At 71.1% G+C, this 16,117-nt stretch carries 13 protein-coding genes; 7 read left to right on the forward strand and 6 right to left on the reverse strand.

Annotated features, from left to right (window positions below; genetic code table 11):
• Positions 1-436 precede the first annotated feature (436 nt).
• Both AB0915_RS19090 and AB0915_RS19095 read left to right on the forward strand, forming a co-directional pair.
• Positions 437-1,321 (forward strand): hypothetical protein, encoded by an 885-nt coding sequence (locus AB0915_RS19090; protein ID WP_366692196.1) that lies wholly within the window; start codon positions 437-439, stop codon positions 1,319-1,321.
• A complete protein-coding gene (locus AB0915_RS19095) occupies positions 1,318-5,931 on the forward strand; it encodes an AAA family ATPase (protein WP_366692197.1) in 4,614 nt (1,537 codons plus the stop codon). Before AB0915_RS19090 ends, AB0915_RS19095 begins: the two co-directional genes overlap by 4 nt.
• 640 nt (positions 5,932-6,571) lie before the next feature.
• Here the strand turns inward: AB0915_RS19095 and AB0915_RS19100 are convergent.
• Positions 6,572-6,784 (reverse strand): hypothetical protein, encoded by a 213-nt coding sequence (locus AB0915_RS19100; protein ID WP_366692198.1) that lies wholly within the window; start codon positions 6,782-6,784, stop codon positions 6,572-6,574.
• A 151-nt stretch (positions 6,785-6,935) separates the two neighbouring features.
• Here AB0915_RS19100 and AB0915_RS19105 point away from each other — a divergent pair, with 151 nt between their 5' ends.
• Both AB0915_RS19105 and AB0915_RS19110 read left to right on the forward strand, forming a co-directional pair.
• Positions 6,936-7,148, forward strand: coding sequence for a DUF4287 domain-containing protein (locus AB0915_RS19105; RefSeq protein WP_266979691.1), 213 nt, complete (start codon positions 6,936-6,938; stop codon positions 7,146-7,148).
• A gap of 363 nt (positions 7,149-7,511) precedes the next feature.
• Positions 7,512-8,576 (forward strand): biotin/lipoate A/B protein ligase family protein, encoded by a 1,065-nt coding sequence (locus AB0915_RS19110; RefSeq protein ID WP_366692199.1) that lies wholly within the window; start codon positions 7,512-7,514, stop codon positions 8,574-8,576.
• A gap of 148 nt (positions 8,577-8,724) precedes the next feature.
• Here AB0915_RS19110 and AB0915_RS19115 read toward each other — a convergent pair whose 3' ends face one another.
• Positions 8,725-9,408, reverse strand: a complete 684-nt coding sequence (locus AB0915_RS19115) for a response regulator transcription factor (RefSeq protein ID WP_366692200.1) — start codon at positions 9,406-9,408, stop codon at positions 8,725-8,727.
• Complete coding sequence (locus tag AB0915_RS19120; RefSeq protein WP_366692201.1) at positions 9,405-10,544, reverse strand: sensor histidine kinase; 1,140 nt, start codon at positions 10,542-10,544, stop codon at positions 9,405-9,407. Before AB0915_RS19120 ends, AB0915_RS19115 begins: the two co-directional genes overlap by 4 nt.
• 168 nt (positions 10,545-10,712) lie before the next feature.
• Between AB0915_RS19120 and AB0915_RS19125 the strand changes: the two genes are divergently transcribed.
• Positions 10,713-11,696 (forward strand): carboxymuconolactone decarboxylase family protein, encoded by a 984-nt coding sequence (locus tag AB0915_RS19125; protein ID WP_366692214.1) that lies wholly within the window; start codon positions 10,713-10,715, stop codon positions 11,694-11,696.
• Positions 11,697-11,891: 195 nt separating this feature from the next.
• Here the strand turns inward: AB0915_RS19125 and AB0915_RS19130 are convergent, their stop codons facing one another.
• A complete protein-coding gene (locus AB0915_RS19130) occupies positions 11,892-13,328 on the reverse strand; it encodes an amidase (protein ID WP_366692202.1) in 1,437 nt (478 codons plus the stop codon).
• A 182-nt stretch (positions 13,329-13,510) separates the two neighbouring features.
• On the opposite strand from AB0915_RS19130, the gene AB0915_RS19135 reads away from it, so the two are divergent.
• The gene (locus tag AB0915_RS19135; RefSeq protein WP_366692203.1) at positions 13,511-13,723 is read left to right on the forward strand and encodes a hypothetical protein; all 213 of its coding nucleotides are present in this window, start codon (positions 13,511-13,513) and stop codon (positions 13,721-13,723) included.
• Between the two features lie 68 nt (positions 13,724-13,791).
• Here the strand turns inward: AB0915_RS19135 and AB0915_RS19140 are convergent, their stop codons facing one another.
• Complete coding sequence (locus AB0915_RS19140; RefSeq protein ID WP_366692215.1) at positions 13,792-14,076, reverse strand: hypothetical protein; 285 nt, start codon at positions 14,074-14,076, stop codon at positions 13,792-13,794.
• Between the two features lie 337 nt (positions 14,077-14,413).
• Positions 14,414-15,937, reverse strand: coding sequence for an NCS1 family nucleobase:cation symporter-1 (locus AB0915_RS19145; RefSeq protein ID WP_366692216.1), 1,524 nt, complete (start codon positions 15,935-15,937; stop codon positions 14,414-14,416).
• Between AB0915_RS19145 and AB0915_RS19150 the strand changes: the two genes are divergently transcribed.
• A complete protein-coding gene (locus tag AB0915_RS19150; protein ID WP_366692217.1) occupies positions 15,921-16,106 on the forward strand; it encodes a hypothetical protein in 186 nt (61 codons plus the stop codon). The genes AB0915_RS19145 and AB0915_RS19150 overlap by 17 nt on opposite strands.
• The last annotated feature ends 11 nt before the right edge of the window (positions 16,107-16,117 follow it).

Genomic DNA, 16,117 nt, shown 5'->3' on the forward strand with positions numbered 1-16,117 from the left:
AGGCTGAGTCCGGCAGCGGCCTGCGGGGTGATCCCCGCGAGACGTCGATCGCCCCGATCCCCGCGGGTGGGTGTCGAGCCGATGACTGCCAGTTCTACGAGGCCACCGCAGCTGGCCCCGCTTTCTACAGCGCCCATCTCTCCGGGCTGGATGAACGCGCCATAGGCCGAGCGAACGCCTGGAGCAACCACCCGCAACTTGCGGCCGCGGCGCGGGCACAGCGCAGGGTGCTCAACGCCGTCGAGCACCCTGCTGACTCGGCCACGCTCTCGGCGAGGGTCTTTCGGGAGTCCGGCCGATCAAGCAACAAGTCCTGTCCGGATACAGCACAATTATGATCCGGCCGACGACCCGGAAACCCGGACCGTGTGCCGACGGTCACCGGTAACGGCCGACGGATGCCGGCACGGAACGGGCTGGGCGGAGTGGGGAACGGATGCGGGCAGCGGAGATCGTCGGGGTGCACGGGATCGGGCAGTCCAGGACCTCGGAGGAGCAGTTGACCCGGGACTGGGGGAAGGCGCTCGGGCGCGGCATCAAGGAGTTCACGGACCGGCCCGACCGCCCGCCCACGCTCCGCACGCCGCACTGGACTTCCCTGCTCGCCAAGGGCACGGACCGGTTGGGGCCGCAGGACGACCCCTACGGCGCGTCGATGACACCGGCGGAGGAACAGTTCGTAGCGGAGGCCCTCGGTGACGTCGTCGGGCCTCAGGACCTTGCCTACGCCGAGGAACAGCCGCTGGCCGTACTGGGCCCGCCGAAGCTCTGGCCGCCCCGGATCACCCGGCTACTGATGGCCTATGACCACCGCTTCCCCGGCGGCGGCGGGCGGTTCTTCGTCCAGCGGATGCGGGAAGTCCGCTCCTATCTGACGGAGCCGGACCTGGCCGTCAAGGTCCGCGCACTCGTCCGGGACCACGTCACCCCGACCACCACCGTGGTCATCGGCCATTCCCTCGGCAGCGTCATCGCCTACGACCTGTTCCGCCACGAAGACGACGCCGCGGGTCGGACACCCGGAGATGTCCCCGGGCCCGCCGTCCACACCCTCATCACCTGTGGTTCCCCGCTGGGTATCCCCTCGGTGCGGCGGCTCATGAAGATCGAGGACGGCGACCACCTGCGCCTGCCCGACGACGTCCGGTGGATCAACGTCTACGACCCGGACGACGTGGTCACCGGCGGCGCGGGGCTGCGCCGGGTGGCGCCGGGGCTGGTCGATGCCGCGGTCCGCAACGGCGTGGGCGACCCCCACAGCGCCGTGCGCTACCTCCGCAGCAAGCCGGTGGCCCGCGCAGTGGCGGGCGGTCGGCCATGACGCGCGACCCGGTCCCCGGCACGTACGCCCGTCGCCTTCTCGTCATGGCCGTCACCGAGTACGACGACGGGACCCCGGCACAGCAGCAGGAGTTCCGCACGGGCGTCTCGGCGCAGGTGACCGTCGTGGAGGGCTGGTGGGCCGATCCCGGCCTCGACGACGAGCGCCGCTTCGCCCCCGCCCGGCCCAAGCAGCTCCGTGACCTGAGGGACCTGCGCGAGTTCCTCCTGGACGAGGAACTTGCCGAGGTGGACGACGACGAAGCCCTCGTCGTCTATGTCACCGGCCACGGTCTGGCCCCCGCCAACTCCCCGCAGCACTTCTTGCGCTTGCCCGACTCCTACGAGGACCGGCCGCTCAGCACCGCCTTCCCGACCGCCGAACTGATTGCGACCGTGCTGGACTCCCGGGCCACGCACGTCCTGGTGATGGTCGACTCCTGTTTCTCTGGCCGGCTCGAAACCGAGCTCAAGGCCAACCTGAAGGCGCTCCGAGAGGGGCGCCGCTCGCTCGGCTCGCTCGTCGTACTCGCGGCCGGGAACGACGAGAGCAGGCCCCGGCTCGGTCAGTTCACCAACCTGCTCCGGGCCGCCCACGAGCACTGCGCGGACCGGGCCAACGGCTACGCCGGGTCCCACCTCAGCTGGCAGGACTGGAAGGGCATCGTCGGCGCGGTGTTCGACGCGAAGACCATGGCCGACGTCCACGAGATCTGGCCGACCCCATCCGCCACGGTCCAGAGGGCGCACCAACAGCCGAGCCCCTGCCTTCCGAACCCCGGCTACGCGGCCGTCGAACCCGTACTCGGTGCCTCCCTCAGCCAGGTCGGGTGGACCCGGACCGAGCTGGACAAGTACTGGATCTCGCGCGCCGCCGGTCAGCCGGGAGCCGGCGGCCCCGGCTGGTACTTCACCGGGCGCACCGAACTGGTCAAGCGAGTGCTCGCGTTCCTGGTCGGCACCGAGGACGTACTCGTCGTCACCGGCGAGGCCGGCTCGGGGAAGTCCGCCCTCCTGGCCCGCATGGTGACCCTCAGCGACGCCCGTTTCCGCGCGGACCCGCACTACGGTCCGCTCATCGCCGACATCCCCGAGGAACTCGACGTCCCGGTGGGGTCGGTGGACGCGGCCGTCCTCGCCCGCAACTCCGATCCGGACGAACTCGCCCAGACCCTGCACGAGGCGCTCGGTGGCTCCCCGAGCGTCTTCGGCACAGCGCGTACGGCACGCACCCGGACGGCATCCAGAGGGCCGGCGACGCCCCTGGACGAGGGTCCGGTGGTGGCCCTGTGCAAGCTCGTAGGGGAGCTCGCCCTGCTGCGGGGACGGCCCCTGACCCTCGTGGTCGACGGCATCGACGAGGCCAGGAACCCGACGCGCGTCATCACCGACCTGCTCCGCCCCCTCACCCAACTGCGCATGGATACGGGCGGATGTCCCGCGGTCCGGCTGCTTCTGGGCGTCCGCAGCCCCAGGGAGTACACGGCCGCCGAGGGCGAAGCGCGGCGCCCCTCCACCTCGACCCCCACGGCCCCTTCCACCGACCTGCTCGGGCTCCTCATCCGGGCCACTCACTCCGGGAACCCGATCCGCACGGACGACGTCGAGGCGACCAGGGGCGACATCGCCGCGTACGTCCGCGCGCTGCTCCGGGCCCCGTACGAAGGCCAGGGCGGCGCCGAGGAAGGGCGGCCGGAGCTCCCGGGGCTGGACCTCGCCCCGCCCCAGCCCCAGCTCCGTTACCAGCACCGCTCGCTGGCTGCAGCGGTCGCCGAAGAGGTGTCCCCGTCCTTCCTGGACGCCCGGATCGCCGCCGAGCGACTTCGCTCGATGCGTGTCCTGCCGAGCCCCGACGACCCTCCGTGGCGCCGGACCCTGCGCGAGGGGACCGAGGCGCTCCTCCGCGAGGACCTCGGTGAGGTGGCCCGCTGGCACGACACCCCGGCCGAACACCTGATGGCCGTGTTGCGGACGTCCGCCTTCGGGCAGGGGGCGGGACTGCCCTGGGCCGACATCTGGCCCGCCGCGGTGCGGGCACTGTGCCTGACGCCCGTGGCTGACCCGGACGCGGTCATCCGCCAGGTGATGGCCAGCCGTCTCAACGGCTACCTGACCACCGCGGTCGAGGACGAGCGGACCGTGTACCGGCCGATCCACGAACGGATCAGTGAAACCCTCCGGTACTCACCGCAGTCCCTGCTCGGTCTCCCGGACACAGACCCGGCGGAGCGTTTCCCCGAGATCTCGATCACCGCCACGCACGCGCAACTCGTGTGGGCTTTCGAAGAGCTGCTCCCCCCGGCGCCGGACCAGCCCCCACACCCGTACCTACGACGCCACCTCATCGCGCACGTCGCCGCCGCCGGACTGGTCGACGACCTGCACGTCCCCTGGCGGTTCCTGCCATGGGAGACGAGCGGCACAGTCCGGGCAGCCCTCGGACTCCCCGCCGACTTCCACACCAGCGCTGCGCACCTCGCCGCGTGGGCCCGTATCGAAGCGTTCCTGGGCGATGCAGGAGCGGCAGCACGGGCCGACAGCCTCCGCCTGTCCCTCCTGGGCACGGCTGTCGGGCGGGGTGCCGCCGGGAACATGGTCGCGACACGGCCCCTACCCGGCTACCGCTCCGGCGTCACACCACGGTGGAACCAACTGCGGGTGCCCGACAACCTCTTGGCACGTACGTCGACCCCCCTCGCCTCGCTGGTGTCCTTCACCCTTCCGGACGGCAGCCCGCTCGTCGCGGCGGGCGACCAGGGTGGTGAGGTGCGCATGTGGGACCCGCGCACGGGAACGGAGTTCGGCCTGCCCTTCCGGCCAGCCCCGTACGTACGCGCCCTGGCCGTGCTGACCGCCCCCGCGGAGAGCCCCTTGCTCGCGGTGGGCACCGCTCACGGCGTCTGGATCTACGACCCGCAGAGCGGCGATGCGACCCAACTCACGGTGACAGGAGCCGTGTTCGCCCTCGCCGCCTTCAGGACCATGACCGGACGGGTCCGGCTGGCCGTCGGAACCGACGCGGGACTGATCACCTGTGATCCCTTCGACGAGGAGACACCGGTCCTGCCCCTCAGGCCCCTCGACGGCGTGATGGGCCCCTCGGTCAGGGCGTTGGCGACGTTGCGACTCCCCTCGGGCAGGACGCTGCTCGCCGCGGGCGGCAAGAACAGCACGTTGGAGGTCTTCGACGCCGAATCGTTCGACATCGTCACCGTGGTGCACGGGCAGGGCAGGGGAGTGGTCGCGCTCGCCCTGTACTTCGACCAGCAGGACCGGCCCCGGATCGCTGCGGCTTCGAGCACGACGCGCAGCGTGCGCACCTACGACGCGCTCACCGGCGAGGAGAACAAGGCAGCGCGCATCCCGCGGTCGGCGGCCTCCCTCGGGCCCTACCCCCATCCGGGTTTCGGAACACTGCTGGCACTCGGCGGCGCTGACGGGGGGCCCGTGAGCCTCTGGGATCCGGCCACGGGGGAAGAGGTGTTCACATCCCCGCCCGACCACACGGGAAGGGTCAAGGCCGTGGTCGCGGTCGATACGGGACGGCCGATGCCCTTCGCGGTGACCGCATCGTTGGACCGGACGGTCCGGATCTGGAACCCCGCCGGGCGCACGTCGGAGCTGGAACTCGATCTGGAGGCGTCGGGAGACGGCTCCCTCCTAGCCGTGCTCCCCGGATCGGACGACGGCCCCAGCCTGCTGGCGCCCGGCCGTTCAGGTGCCGTCAGCATCCGGTCGGCGGCGAGGGGGCAGCTGCGGCGTACGCGACTGCGCCCCCAGCAGCTAACGTGGCCCGCCAAATGGGACTGCGACGCGTTGACCGCCCTGGCCACCCACGTCTGGCCGGACGGGTCGGCGTCCGTCGTCATCGGCCTGAAGAACGGCCTGATCGGCCGCTGGGACGAGCAGCGCGGCTGGTGGTCCCCTCCGGTGGATCAGAGCTGGCAGGCGGCGAGCGTGCGCTCTCTCGCCACGCTCTCCCTCCCCGGTGCCGACGACGTCGTCCTGGTCAGCGGTACGAGCGCGGGAAGCATCTGCTTCCATGACCTCGCCAGCGGCGAGCAACGCTGGGAGCCCGTCCGCGAGGATGCGGCCGTGCGCGCCCTCGCGGCTCTGCCGACCGAGACGGACCCGCTCGTGGCCTTCTCCAGCGGCCGTACCGTGGGGTTCAGCCGCGTCGGTGCGCCGTCACACCTGCGCCTGCCCGGCCGCACGGGCCCCGTCCCTTCACTCGCCGTCTGCCCCGCGGAGGACGGCAGTTCCCTGCTGGTCACCGGCGGCAGCGACGGCTGCGTCCGGCTCTGGTCCCCGGACGCTCCTCGGACGGAGGCGTACCCCATACTCGAGGGCCACCAAGGCCCGGTCTCCGCCATCGGCCTTCTGCCGCCCACCCCCACCTCGCCGCAGCCGCTCCTCGCCACCGCGGGCTCGAGCGACACCACCGTGCGCCTCTGGAACCCGTGGACCGGAGAAGAGCTCATGCGGGTGGTCACCGGCACGCCCCTCACTTCCCTCTGCGCCCTGCCCGACGGCGGCATGCCGGACACTACCGACCCGGCGATCGCCTTCGGCGGACCAGGGGGCCTGGCAGCCCTCACCGTCCGCAGCTGAGCGACTCCGCAGCCGTGGCCGCACCATCGGCATTTCGGCTGGGATGCGATATCCGCTGCGGTGGCAGGATCACTGGATCGGGGCGTCCGGCCACATCGAGCTGGCGTCCGGGGTCCGAGCGGCAGGAATGCGATGAGCGGGTTGGAAGCGTCGGACCAGGAGTTCTGGACGCGGTCGGGAGTGCGGCTGCGGGCCCTCTCGCGGGCTTCCCCCTGGGGCCACTCCTAGGCACCCCGAAGCCACAGGCGAGCGGCCCTCTGCTGGGACCTTCCCAGCCTCTCCCCGTGGGGAGCGGCTGGGGAGTTCCTCGTCGCCGGGGGAGGCTCTGGGGAGTTCCAGCGGCATAAGCCGGTACCCCGCCGAAAGACACTGAAAGACACGTTTCCGCAGGTCATGGACTCAGCGGGCGCAAAAAGCCCAGGTCAGCGACCCGACCTAGGGGCCTCCATGCCGAAGGTGCCCTGGAGGGTGGGACGAGTGGTGAACATGATCTGAATCCTTGCCACTTGCACACTACGGCCGCGCAGTCAGCGCCGCGGCGCCGGAGCAGGCGGCGGGCCCTCAGCGCGGCGGGCGAGCATATCGTGCGCTCGACCGCCGTACGAGGACCCGCCTCACACCGGCCACGTGCCGCCGGGAATCACGGCACGAGCGCCACCAGGTGTCCGCTGCCGCTGAGCGACGTCAGGTCGATGTCGACCATGCAGCGAACCTGCACGTAGTTGAGCGTCAGTGTCGCTTCCACGTGCACACTGCCGGTGCCCTTCGCGAAGTCTGCGCCGCCGAGGTCGCTGGCCGCCCGTGCGCGGCCGCGCCTCTCGCAGAACGCGTCGCCGATCGTCGCGCCGGGCACGGCGCGGCCGCACCGTGCAGGTACCGTTGCCCGGGCTGATCGAACGCGGAAGTACCGTTCCGGCGCACTGCGGTTGACGGGACGACGCCCCGCCCGCCGACCCCCTTCCCTGCACCCGGCAACGGCCGGTGCACCGTGGCAGACTACGATCATGACCGAAGCCGTGAAGGGCCCCGCCAGCTACTTTCCGTCGATCGAGAAGACGTACGGTCGGCCGATCCCGGAGTGGAAGGACCTCATCCGGTCCTCGCCCCTGACCAAGCACATGGAGCTGGTCTCCTGGCTCAAGGCCGAGCACGGCCTCGGCCACGGCCACGCCAACGCCCTCGTCGCGCACACCCTCGCGGAGGACAAGGGCAAGTAAGAGGAGCTCACAAAATGGGCGCCCGGCGCCGTGATCGCCTGAACGCCTCGACGCTCACAACTCGCGTGGCCAAGGGCTGTCCCGTCATCCCTGGTGGGCGCACGACAACAGCTACGGAACCTCGGCGCGTTGCCGGAACGTCCGAATACGCCCAGCATGAGGACGCTCCCCCGCCTTGCGATGCACCGCATCCGACGCCGTGCGCTGATCCACCAGGAATGACGGGACAGCCCTCGGGACGGGAGAATTGCACGGCGGAGAATTGCACGGCGGAGAATTGCACGGAATGGCCGGGTCTCCGGCGGCGTTGTCACTGGTCGGTACCGGTTCATGGGCGGTCCGAGTGATTCTGGAGGCAGGGCAGTGCACGGTGAGTACAAAGTCCCCGGCGGCAAGCTCGTCGTGGTCGATCTGGACGTCGAGGGCGGTGCTCTGCACGAGGTACGGGTCGCCGGGGACTTCTTCCTCGAACCCGACGACGCCATCCTCGCCATCGACGCGGCCCTGGAGGGCGCTCCGGCCCACACCGACACCGCGGGGCTCGCCGCCCGCATCGACGCGGCGCTGCCCGCGTCGACCGTGATGCTGGGTCTCACCTCGGAGGGCGTGGCCGTCGCCGTACGCCGCGCCCTCACACACGCCACCGAGTGGCGCGACTACGACTGGCAGCTCATCCACGAGGCCCCGCAGTCACCCGCCCTCCACATGGCGCTCGACGAGGTCATCACCGCCGAGGTGGCGGCGGGCCGCCGCCCGCCGACGCTGCGGGTCTGGGAGTGGGCCTCCCCCGCCGTGATCATCGGCAGCTTCCAGTCGCTGCGCAACGAGGTCGACCCGGCGGGCGCCGAGCGCCACGGCATCACCGTGGTGCGCCGCATCTCCGGTGGCGGGGCCATGTTCGTGGAACCGGGCAACACCATCACGTACTCGCTCTCCGTTCCCGATTCCCTGGTCTCCGGCCTCTCCTTCGCCGACAGTTACGCCTATCTGGACGACTGGGTGCTCCAGGCGCTCGGCGACATGGGCATCAAGGCCTGGTACCAGCCGCTCAACGACATCGCCACGGAGGTCGGCAAGATCGCCGGTGCTGCCCAGAAACGCATGGTCGGCCCGAACGGCGGCCCCGGTGCCGTCCTCCACCACGTCACCATGTCCTACGACATCGACGCCGACAAAATGCTGGAGGTCCTCCGCATCGGCAAGGAGAAGATGTCCGACAAGGGCATCAAGTCCGCCAAGAAGCGCGTCGACCCGCTGCGCCGCCAAACCGGCTTGCCCCGCGAGACCGTCATCGACCGCATGGTGGAGTCCTTCCGCAACCGCTACGGGCTGACTCATGGGCGCATCACTCCTGAGGAACTGGCGCGCGCGGAAGAACTGGCCACCACCAAATACAGCAGTGCGGAGTGGACAGCACGCGTTTCGTAAGGGCTCATGGAGAAGATGCGCGTTGGAGACCTGCCTCGGTGCCGGCGGGCGGCTGCCCTTACCGGGCCGGGAAGCACTGCTCCGTGAGATCGGCCACCGGCCGCGCGGGCTTCCGGGACGGTGATTGTGTCGGGCGCCCCGGAACGTCTCAGAGGTGCGGGTCCCGCGGCACGACGAGACCCGACTCGTAGGCGAAGACGACGAGTTGGGCCCGGTCACGGGCGCCCAGCTTCGTCATCGCCCGGCTGACATGGGTCTTCGCGGTGAACGGGCTGATCACCATGTGGGCGGCGATCTCCTCGTTGGTCAGCCCCCGTGCGGCCAGCGCGCTCACCTCGCGTTCGCGGCGGGTCAGGGTCTCGAAGCCGGGGGCCGTGGCCCGGTCGGGCGGACGGGAGACGAACTCGCCGATCAGCCGGCGGGTGATGGCGGGCGACAGCAGCGCGTCGCCGCGGGCCGCGACGCGGATGGCCTGGAGGAGTTCGGCGGGCTCGGTGTCCTTGAGAAGGAACCCGGCGGCCCCGGCGCGCAGCGCGTCGAAGACGTACTCGTCGAGCCCGTAGTTGGTGAGGATGACGACGTGGACACCGGCCAGCAGCGGGTCGGCGGCGATCTCGCGGGTGGCCTCGATGCCGCCCATCACGGGCATCTGTACATCGACGAGGGCGACGTCCGGGGTGTGGTGGCGGGCGAGTTCCACTCCCTGACGGCCGTCGGCCGCCTCGCCGATCACTTCGATGCCGTCCTCGGCGTCCAGCAGGGCGCGGAATCCGGCGCGCATCAGGGCCTGGTCGTCGACGATCAGCACCCGGATCGTGTCCTGGTGATTCATGGCGCGGTTCCCATTGTCCGCAGGGGCAGTTCGGCACGTACGGAGAAGCCGCCACCCGGGCGTGGCGCGGCGGCGAGGGTGCCACCGAGGGCCCTGACACGCTCGCCCATGCCGGTGAGGCCGGTGCCCGGGGTGACGGAGTCGCCGGGGGCGCAGAGACCCTGATCGTCGACGCTCACGGTCAACACGTGGTCTCCGTAGATGAGTTCGACGGTCGTCGGGGCGCGGTCGGCGTGCCGGGCCACATTGGTGAGTGCTTCCTGCACGATGCGGTAGGCGGCCCGGTCGACGTCCGACGGCAGGGTGCGTTCGAGGCCGGTGACGGTGACGGACAGTGCGATGCCCGCGGTGCGGGCCCGCTCGGCCAACTCGTCGATGCGGTCCAGCCCCGTGCCCGGCTCGACCACATCGGTGCGAAGCACCTCCAGGGTCGCCCTCAGCTCCCGCATCGCTTCGCCGCTCGCCTCCTGGATCGCGAGCAGCGCGGGCTCCACCTCGCTGCCCCGCTTGCGGGCCAGGTGAACGGCAACTCCAGCCTGGAGCTTGACGATCGAGATGGAGTGGGTCAGCGAGTCGTGCAGCTCCCGGGCGATCCGCAGCCGCTCCTCCCCGGCCCGGCGCAGCGCCGCCTCGTCGCGGCTGCGTTCGGCGTCGAGCGCCCGCTGCTCGGTCTGGCGGAGATACGCCTGCCAGTTCTTGTCGATGAGTCCGGTGACCCCGGCGCAGAGGAACCAACCGAGCAGCAGCAGGGTGCGCTCGACGGTGTCCTGTGCGTTCGGTGCGGCGACGATCAGGACCGTGAAGTACCCGGTGAGGAAGAGGGCACCCGCGGCGATGCCCCACACGCGGTGTCCACTGCGTGCCGCAGCATGCACGGCGGCCAGCACGGGGAACGCCGCCCAGCTTCCGGGGTGGGCGTGCACGACGTACCCCAGCATGGAGACGGTGGTGACGGCGAGCACGGCGCGCGGCGCCCGCCGGTGCCCGGCGAGTGCCAGGGTGGCGACCGCGACGAGCAGCAGGTCGAGCGTGTCCGGCCTCGAGGCGGCGTAGGCAGCGGTGAGGACCGCCGCGCCGATCGCGACGGCGAGTACGGTGTCCAGCAGGTGAGTCCGCCGGTCGATGTCCCCCTGCATGAGCCGCACCCTAACTCCGCCGCAACAGCCTGGTCATCATCCTGCGGGACGGACTCCGCGCTACTCCTGGGGCAGTAGCCGCGGCCACCGCCGGTCGGCCGGGACCATCCTCAACTGCCTTCGGCCGTACGACGACCGGGCACCGTTCGACGGGTGAGCATCGTCTCCATGACCGGACCTTTTCGATACACCTCACCCGAACCGCCGAAGTCGGCGACCGGAGTGGTCGCCGATGTGTACGCACAGCTGGCCACCGACTTCGGTATCGACCGAGCCGCGACCTTTGTCGTGCTGTCCGCCGCGCCGCCCCTGCTGGCCGGCACCTGGGCCGTCATGCGGGAGTCCCTGCTGGCCGGGCAGGCGTCGCGCACCGGAAAGGAGGTGGTGGCGGCGGGGGTCTCGCTCGCCAACCGCTGCCCGTTCTGCGTCACCGCGCACACGGTGCTCCTGCATGCCACCGGCGACCACGTCCTGGCCGAGAGAATCACCCGCGGCGAGCAGCCCGAGGACCCCGGACACCGTCAACTGCTGGCGTGGGGCAAGGACATGAGCACGCCGCAGCCGTTCCCGTCCGGGCAGGCACCGGAGTACATCGGGACCGCGCTGGTGTTCCACTTCATCAACCGGATCGTGTCTTCCCTGCTGACCGAGACCATGTTGCCCGGGGGCGCCGAGAAGTACCGCTTGGTACGGAGCGTGGCGGGCCGCTCGCTGGCCCGTACGGTCCGCCGTGAACTTGTCCCCGGCGAGAGCCTGGCCCTGCTCGAGACGGAGGGGCCGGCGCCCGAGTGGGCGGCGGACACCCCGATCGGCACGGCGTTCGGCGCGCTGCGAGCGGCGGCGCACCTGGGCGCGGAACTGCTCAGCGACGATGACGCCGCGCTGGTACGGGCATCGGTGGCGGCCTGGGACGGCGTCGCCCCGCTCCCCCTGCACGGCGAGGAGCTGCCGAGCCGGACGGAGCGGCCGGGAGCACGGCTTGCGCTGCTCGCGGCGCGTGCACCGTACCGGATCACGGACGAGGACGTGGCGGCCTGGCTGGCGCCGCCGTTCACCGATCACTGCTTGGTTCATCTGATCGCGTTCGGCGCGATCTGCGCCGTCGAACGCGTCGAGGCCACCCTGACCGCAAGGACCGAGGAGCACGCATGACCGTCACCGACGCGTGGAACGGATCGATCGGCCTGCACTGGGCCGACCATCCCGACCGCTACAACGCCATGCCGGCCCACTTCGACGAGCCGCTGTTCGACGCCGCGGCGATCGGCGCGGAGGACCGGATCGTCGACATCGGCTGCGGCAGCGAGCCCTCGACCCGCATCGTCGCCCGGCGCGCCCCGCGGGGCGTCAAGCGCCCGCAAAGGCCGGCGGCCGGTGCTCGTACCAGCGCTGATCGGCCTCCAGCTGGGCGGCGAGGGAGATCAGCAGCTCCTCGCTGCGGGAGGGGCCGAGCAGCTGGGCACCGATAGGGAGCCCGTCGGCGGTGAAGCCGGCCGGCACATTGATGCCGGGCCAGCCCAGCACGTTCCACGGCCAGGCGTACGGGCACGCCTCGGTGATCGCCACATCGGTGCGCCAGGCGCTCAAGCCGTCGAATGTACCGATCCGGGGTGGGGGCGCGGCGGTCGTCGGGGTGAGCAGTACGTCGAACCGGGCTCCCACCCGGGGCGCGTGGAACAGCGCACCGATCCTGCGCTGCTGGCGCACCTCCCGGGCCCGGGCCGCCCGCACCGCCCGGCCCCCGAGCCGGGTGCCGGTGCGCAGGGCGCTGCGGGTGCGCGGGTCGAGGAGGGTGGGTTCGGGGTGGAGCGCGGCAAGTTCGGCGATCCCGGCCGTGGCACGGGGGACGAAGCCGAGACCGATGAGCCCGTAACGGGGCCTGGCCTCCTCGACCTGATGGCCGAGCCGGGCGAGTGCCTCGGCGAGTGCGGTGACAGCCCGTCGTACATCGGGGTGGGGGGCGGTACGGGTGAGGGTGAGCGGGGGCTGCCACGCGAGGGCGATCCGCAGCCGGCCGGGGTCGCGGCCGGCTGCGGCGGAGGCAGCGACGGGTGGGGGCCGGTGCAGGTCGTCGGGGTGAGGTCCGGCGGCCGCGTCGAGCAGCAGAGCGGCGTCGGCGACGGTGCGGGCCAGCGGTCCGTTGACGGTGAGGCCCTGGAAGGCGTCGTGGTGCGGGTGGACCGAGATCCGGCCGCGCTGCGGTTTGATGCCGACGAGATGGGTCCAGGCAGCCGGGATACGGACGGAGCCGGCGCCATCCGAACCGAGGGCGGCGGGCACCAGCCCGGCGGCCACGGCCGCGGCGGAACCGCCGGACGAGCCGCCGGGCGTGTGGTCGGTGTTCCACGGGTTACGGGTGGCACCGAAGGCGGGTCCTTCGGTGAAGGGCCACTGTCCGAGCTCGCAGGAGTTGGTCTTCCCGACGATCACGGCCCCGGCGGCGCGAAGCCGGCGGACGACCTCGCTGTCGGCGGTGGCCGCGGGCAGGTCGCCGCGGCAGCCGAAGTAGGTGGGCATTCCGGCGATATCGGTGTCGTCCTTGACGGCGACCGGCACCCCGAGCAGGGGCAGCCGCTCCCCCGCGGCGAGACGCCGGTCGGCTTCGGCGGCCTCGGCGAGCGCTTCGGTGGCACGCAGGTGCCGGAAGGCGTTGAGGGTGCTCTGGCTCGCTTCGATGCGTTCGAGGGCGGCGGACACCTGCTGGGTCGAGGTGGTCCGGCCGTCGGCCAGCTCGCGTGCGCTGTCCGCCAGTCCGGTCGAATCCGTGAACTCTGCTGAGGACATGGCCTGTACGCCTCCCGGATTTCGGCGCGTGCCCGCGCCTTCCGAATCTGTCCGCCCAAGCGAACTTACTGGAGGGTAACGAGTAGTGGCCGGTCCACTCAACCGTTCAACGGGGAGTGTCAGTTCCGCTTGCTGGTTTCTCCGGCAGGAGTGGACAGAACCGAACAGCTGAGGTGGGGCCTGTGGAAGCAGAGTTCGCCGGAGAGTTCGAGACGCACCTCACGGTGCTGCTGACCGGGACCGGGCGCGGCACCCTCACCGAGCGGCGGACCGCCGCCCTGCTCCGTTCGGCCGAACCACGGGCGGCGGGCTTCCCCGTCATACGGGTGAAGATCGAGGCCTCGCCCTGGGCGCGGACATACCGCAGACGGCGGATCCGGGCAGCCGCGCGGTGACGGACCGGTCGGCCCAGGACTGCCGACACCGCTACCGCGCTCGCACACGCCGGCCCCGGCGGGCTGCCCTACGGTCGGACGCTGATCTTGCCGATCCCGGTGCCGATGCCCGCACAGTGTGCGGTGGACTGGCCGGACTGGCCCGGGTTGAGGGTGACGTGTTCACCGTCCACGTCCGGCGACCAGCCGCAGACCAGGTGCACCCAGAAGGTCTGCGTCGTGGTGCCGTTGTTCCGGCACAGCGCGTATCCCGTGTGGTCGTCGATCCGGTGCTTTCCCGTGTCGCAGGACAGGCCGGGCGGCGTCGCCATGGGTGTCACGGCGGTGGCGGCCGTCGCGAGCGCCGCGGTCATACCTGCGACAACGGCGCCCCGCAGCACGGGCCCGGACAGACTCCCCCTGCACAGCTTCATCGTTCGCCTGTCCTCTTCCTGGTGCCGGACTGGGTGCCCCGACACCATCCCCCACCGCCCGTTGCAGAAAACAGGGCTGGACCTCACCCTGTGTACGCAGGTGGGCGGCCGTCCCGGCCCGGGCGCTGACGACGTACGTCGCGACCACAGGCAGGCCGTATCCGCGGAGGATCGACGTGCAGGGCGTCTCGGCCGAAGGCGAACCCGACCGTGGGCTTCTCGGCATTCGACAAGCCGGTGCCCACGGCCGCGCCGCCGCCGGCCGAGACGCTCGACATCAGAGCGCCGCTGAGCCGTTCCCAGCAGCCGCTGTGACCTCGGACCAGCCGCTGAGCAGCACGTACAGCAGCAGTGACGACCCCAGCCCGACCGCCCAGCCGTAGTCGGCCAGGGGCTTCAGGAACGGGATCAGACCGTCAGCCGGGAACGGGCCCTTGCCGGGAGCGGAATGGGATCCGCCGATGGCCAGGACGCCGCCGACCGCGAAGGCACCGACGGCGCGCCAGTTCCAGCCGTCCGTGTACCAGTAGCGGCCGCCGGGGCGGTAGAGGTCGGCGAGGTCGAGGACGGTGCGCCGCACGATCCAGTAGTCGGCGATCAGGATGCCGGCCACCGTACCGAGCAGACCGCCGACCAGGCCGAGCCAGGTGAAGATGTACAGCTCCGGGGTCTCGGTGAGCTTCCACGGCATGATCAGGACACCGACGACACCCGTGATCAGCGCGCCCGTACGGAAGTTGATGAGTTTGGGTGCGAGATTGGCCAGGTCGTACGCGGGCGACACCACGTTCGCCGCGATGTTCACGGAGATCGTCGCGATCAGCACGGTCACCAGGGCGTAGAGCAGTCCGAAGACGTTGTCCGTCCTGGCGACGAGCTCGACCGGATCCCAGATCGCCACTCCGTAGACGGCCTGCGAGCCGGAGGTGACCAGGACCGACAGGAGCGCGAAGAGCGTCATCGTGGTCGGCAGGCCCAGCGTCTGGCCCCAGATCTGGGCGCGCTGGCCGGCGCCGAAGCGGGTGAAGTCGGGGATGTTCAGGGAGAGCGTGGCCCAGAAGGCGATCATGCCCATCAGGGAGGGGAAGAAGACCGGCCAGAAGTCCGCGCCCCAGCCGAGCTTCGAGGGCTGGTCGAGCAGCGGGCCGAAGCCGCCGGCCTTAACGGCGACCCAGACCAACAGCACCAGGGCGCCGACGATGACGAACGGCGCCGCCCAGTTCTCGAACCGCCGCAGGGTGTCCATCCCCCGGTAGATGATGGCGAGTTCGACTGCCCAGAAGAGGGCGAAGCAGAGCCAGAGCGTCCAGGGCTGTCCGCCGATCTCGGAGGCGCTCGCCCAGCCGCCGAAAATTTTCCCGAGCAGGGTGAAGATGCCGACGCCCCCGATCCAGGTCTGGATGCCGAACCATGCGCAGGCCACCGCGGCCCGGATCAGCGCGGGCAGGTTGGCGCCGCGCAGACCGAAGGAGGCGCGGGCCAGCACGGGGAACGGGATGCCGTACTTGGGTCCGGCGTGGCCGGTCAGCAGCATCGGCCCGAGCACGATCAGGTTGGCCAGCGCGATGGTGAAGACGGCCTGCTTCCAGTCCATGCCGAGGGCGACGAGACCGGAGGCGAGCAGCCACGACGGGATGTTGTGGGCCATCCCGACCCACAGGGCTGAGTCCGCCACCCGACCACCGCTGGAGTCTGTCGTCAATGTGATCTCGGCTGGTGGATCACGGACGGGTGATACGCCGCCATGAACTGACCGATGCCGAGTGGGACTTCGTGGAGCCGCCGTGCCCCGGACGTCGATCGAGCGGCCTCGGCTGGATGACGACCTCGGCGACGGCAACGCCTGCGGCGGCCACGGGGTCACCACCCTCCTCACGGCGGGCGAGCTCCCGGCGCGGGACGCGTACTGCGCGGACGAGTCCCGACTGCTGCGCCGGGTCCTGCTGTTGGCCCACAATGGCTGTGGGTAAGGCGACGGGAG

This window comes from Streptomyces sp. NPDC048411, from assembly GCF_040704695.1.
Lineage (GTDB): Bacteria > Actinomycetota > Actinomycetes > Streptomycetales > Streptomycetaceae > Streptomyces.

Excerpts from the sequence above, each read along its gene's own strand:
- AB0915_RS19090 (WP_366692196.1), top strand. The coding sequence starts at position 437 with ATGCGGGCAGCGGAGATCGTCGGGGTGCACGGGATCGGGCAGTCCAGG.
- AB0915_RS19095 (WP_366692197.1), top strand. The coding sequence starts at position 1,318 with ATGACGCGCGACCCGGTCCCCGGCACGTACGCCCGTCGCCTTCTCGTC.
- AB0915_RS19105 (WP_266979691.1), top strand. The coding sequence starts at position 6,936 with ATGACCGAAGCCGTGAAGGGCCCCGCCAGCTACTTTCCGTCGATCGAG.
- AB0915_RS19115 (WP_366692200.1), bottom strand. The coding sequence starts at position 9,408 with ATGAATCACCAGGACACGATCCGGGTGCTGATCGTCGACGACCAGGCC.
- AB0915_RS19120 (WP_366692201.1), bottom strand. The coding sequence starts at position 10,544 with ATGCAGGGGGACATCGACCGGCGGACTCACCTGCTGGACACCGTACTC.
- AB0915_RS19125 (WP_366692214.1), top strand. The coding sequence starts at position 10,713 with ATGACCGGACCTTTTCGATACACCTCACCCGAACCGCCGAAGTCGGCG.
- AB0915_RS19130 (WP_366692202.1), bottom strand. The coding sequence starts at position 13,328 with ATGTCCTCAGCAGAGTTCACGGATTCGACCGGACTGGCGGACAGCGCA.
- AB0915_RS19140 (WP_366692215.1), bottom strand. The coding sequence starts at position 14,076 with ATGACCGCGGCGCTCGCGACGGCCGCCACCGCCGTGACACCCATGGCG.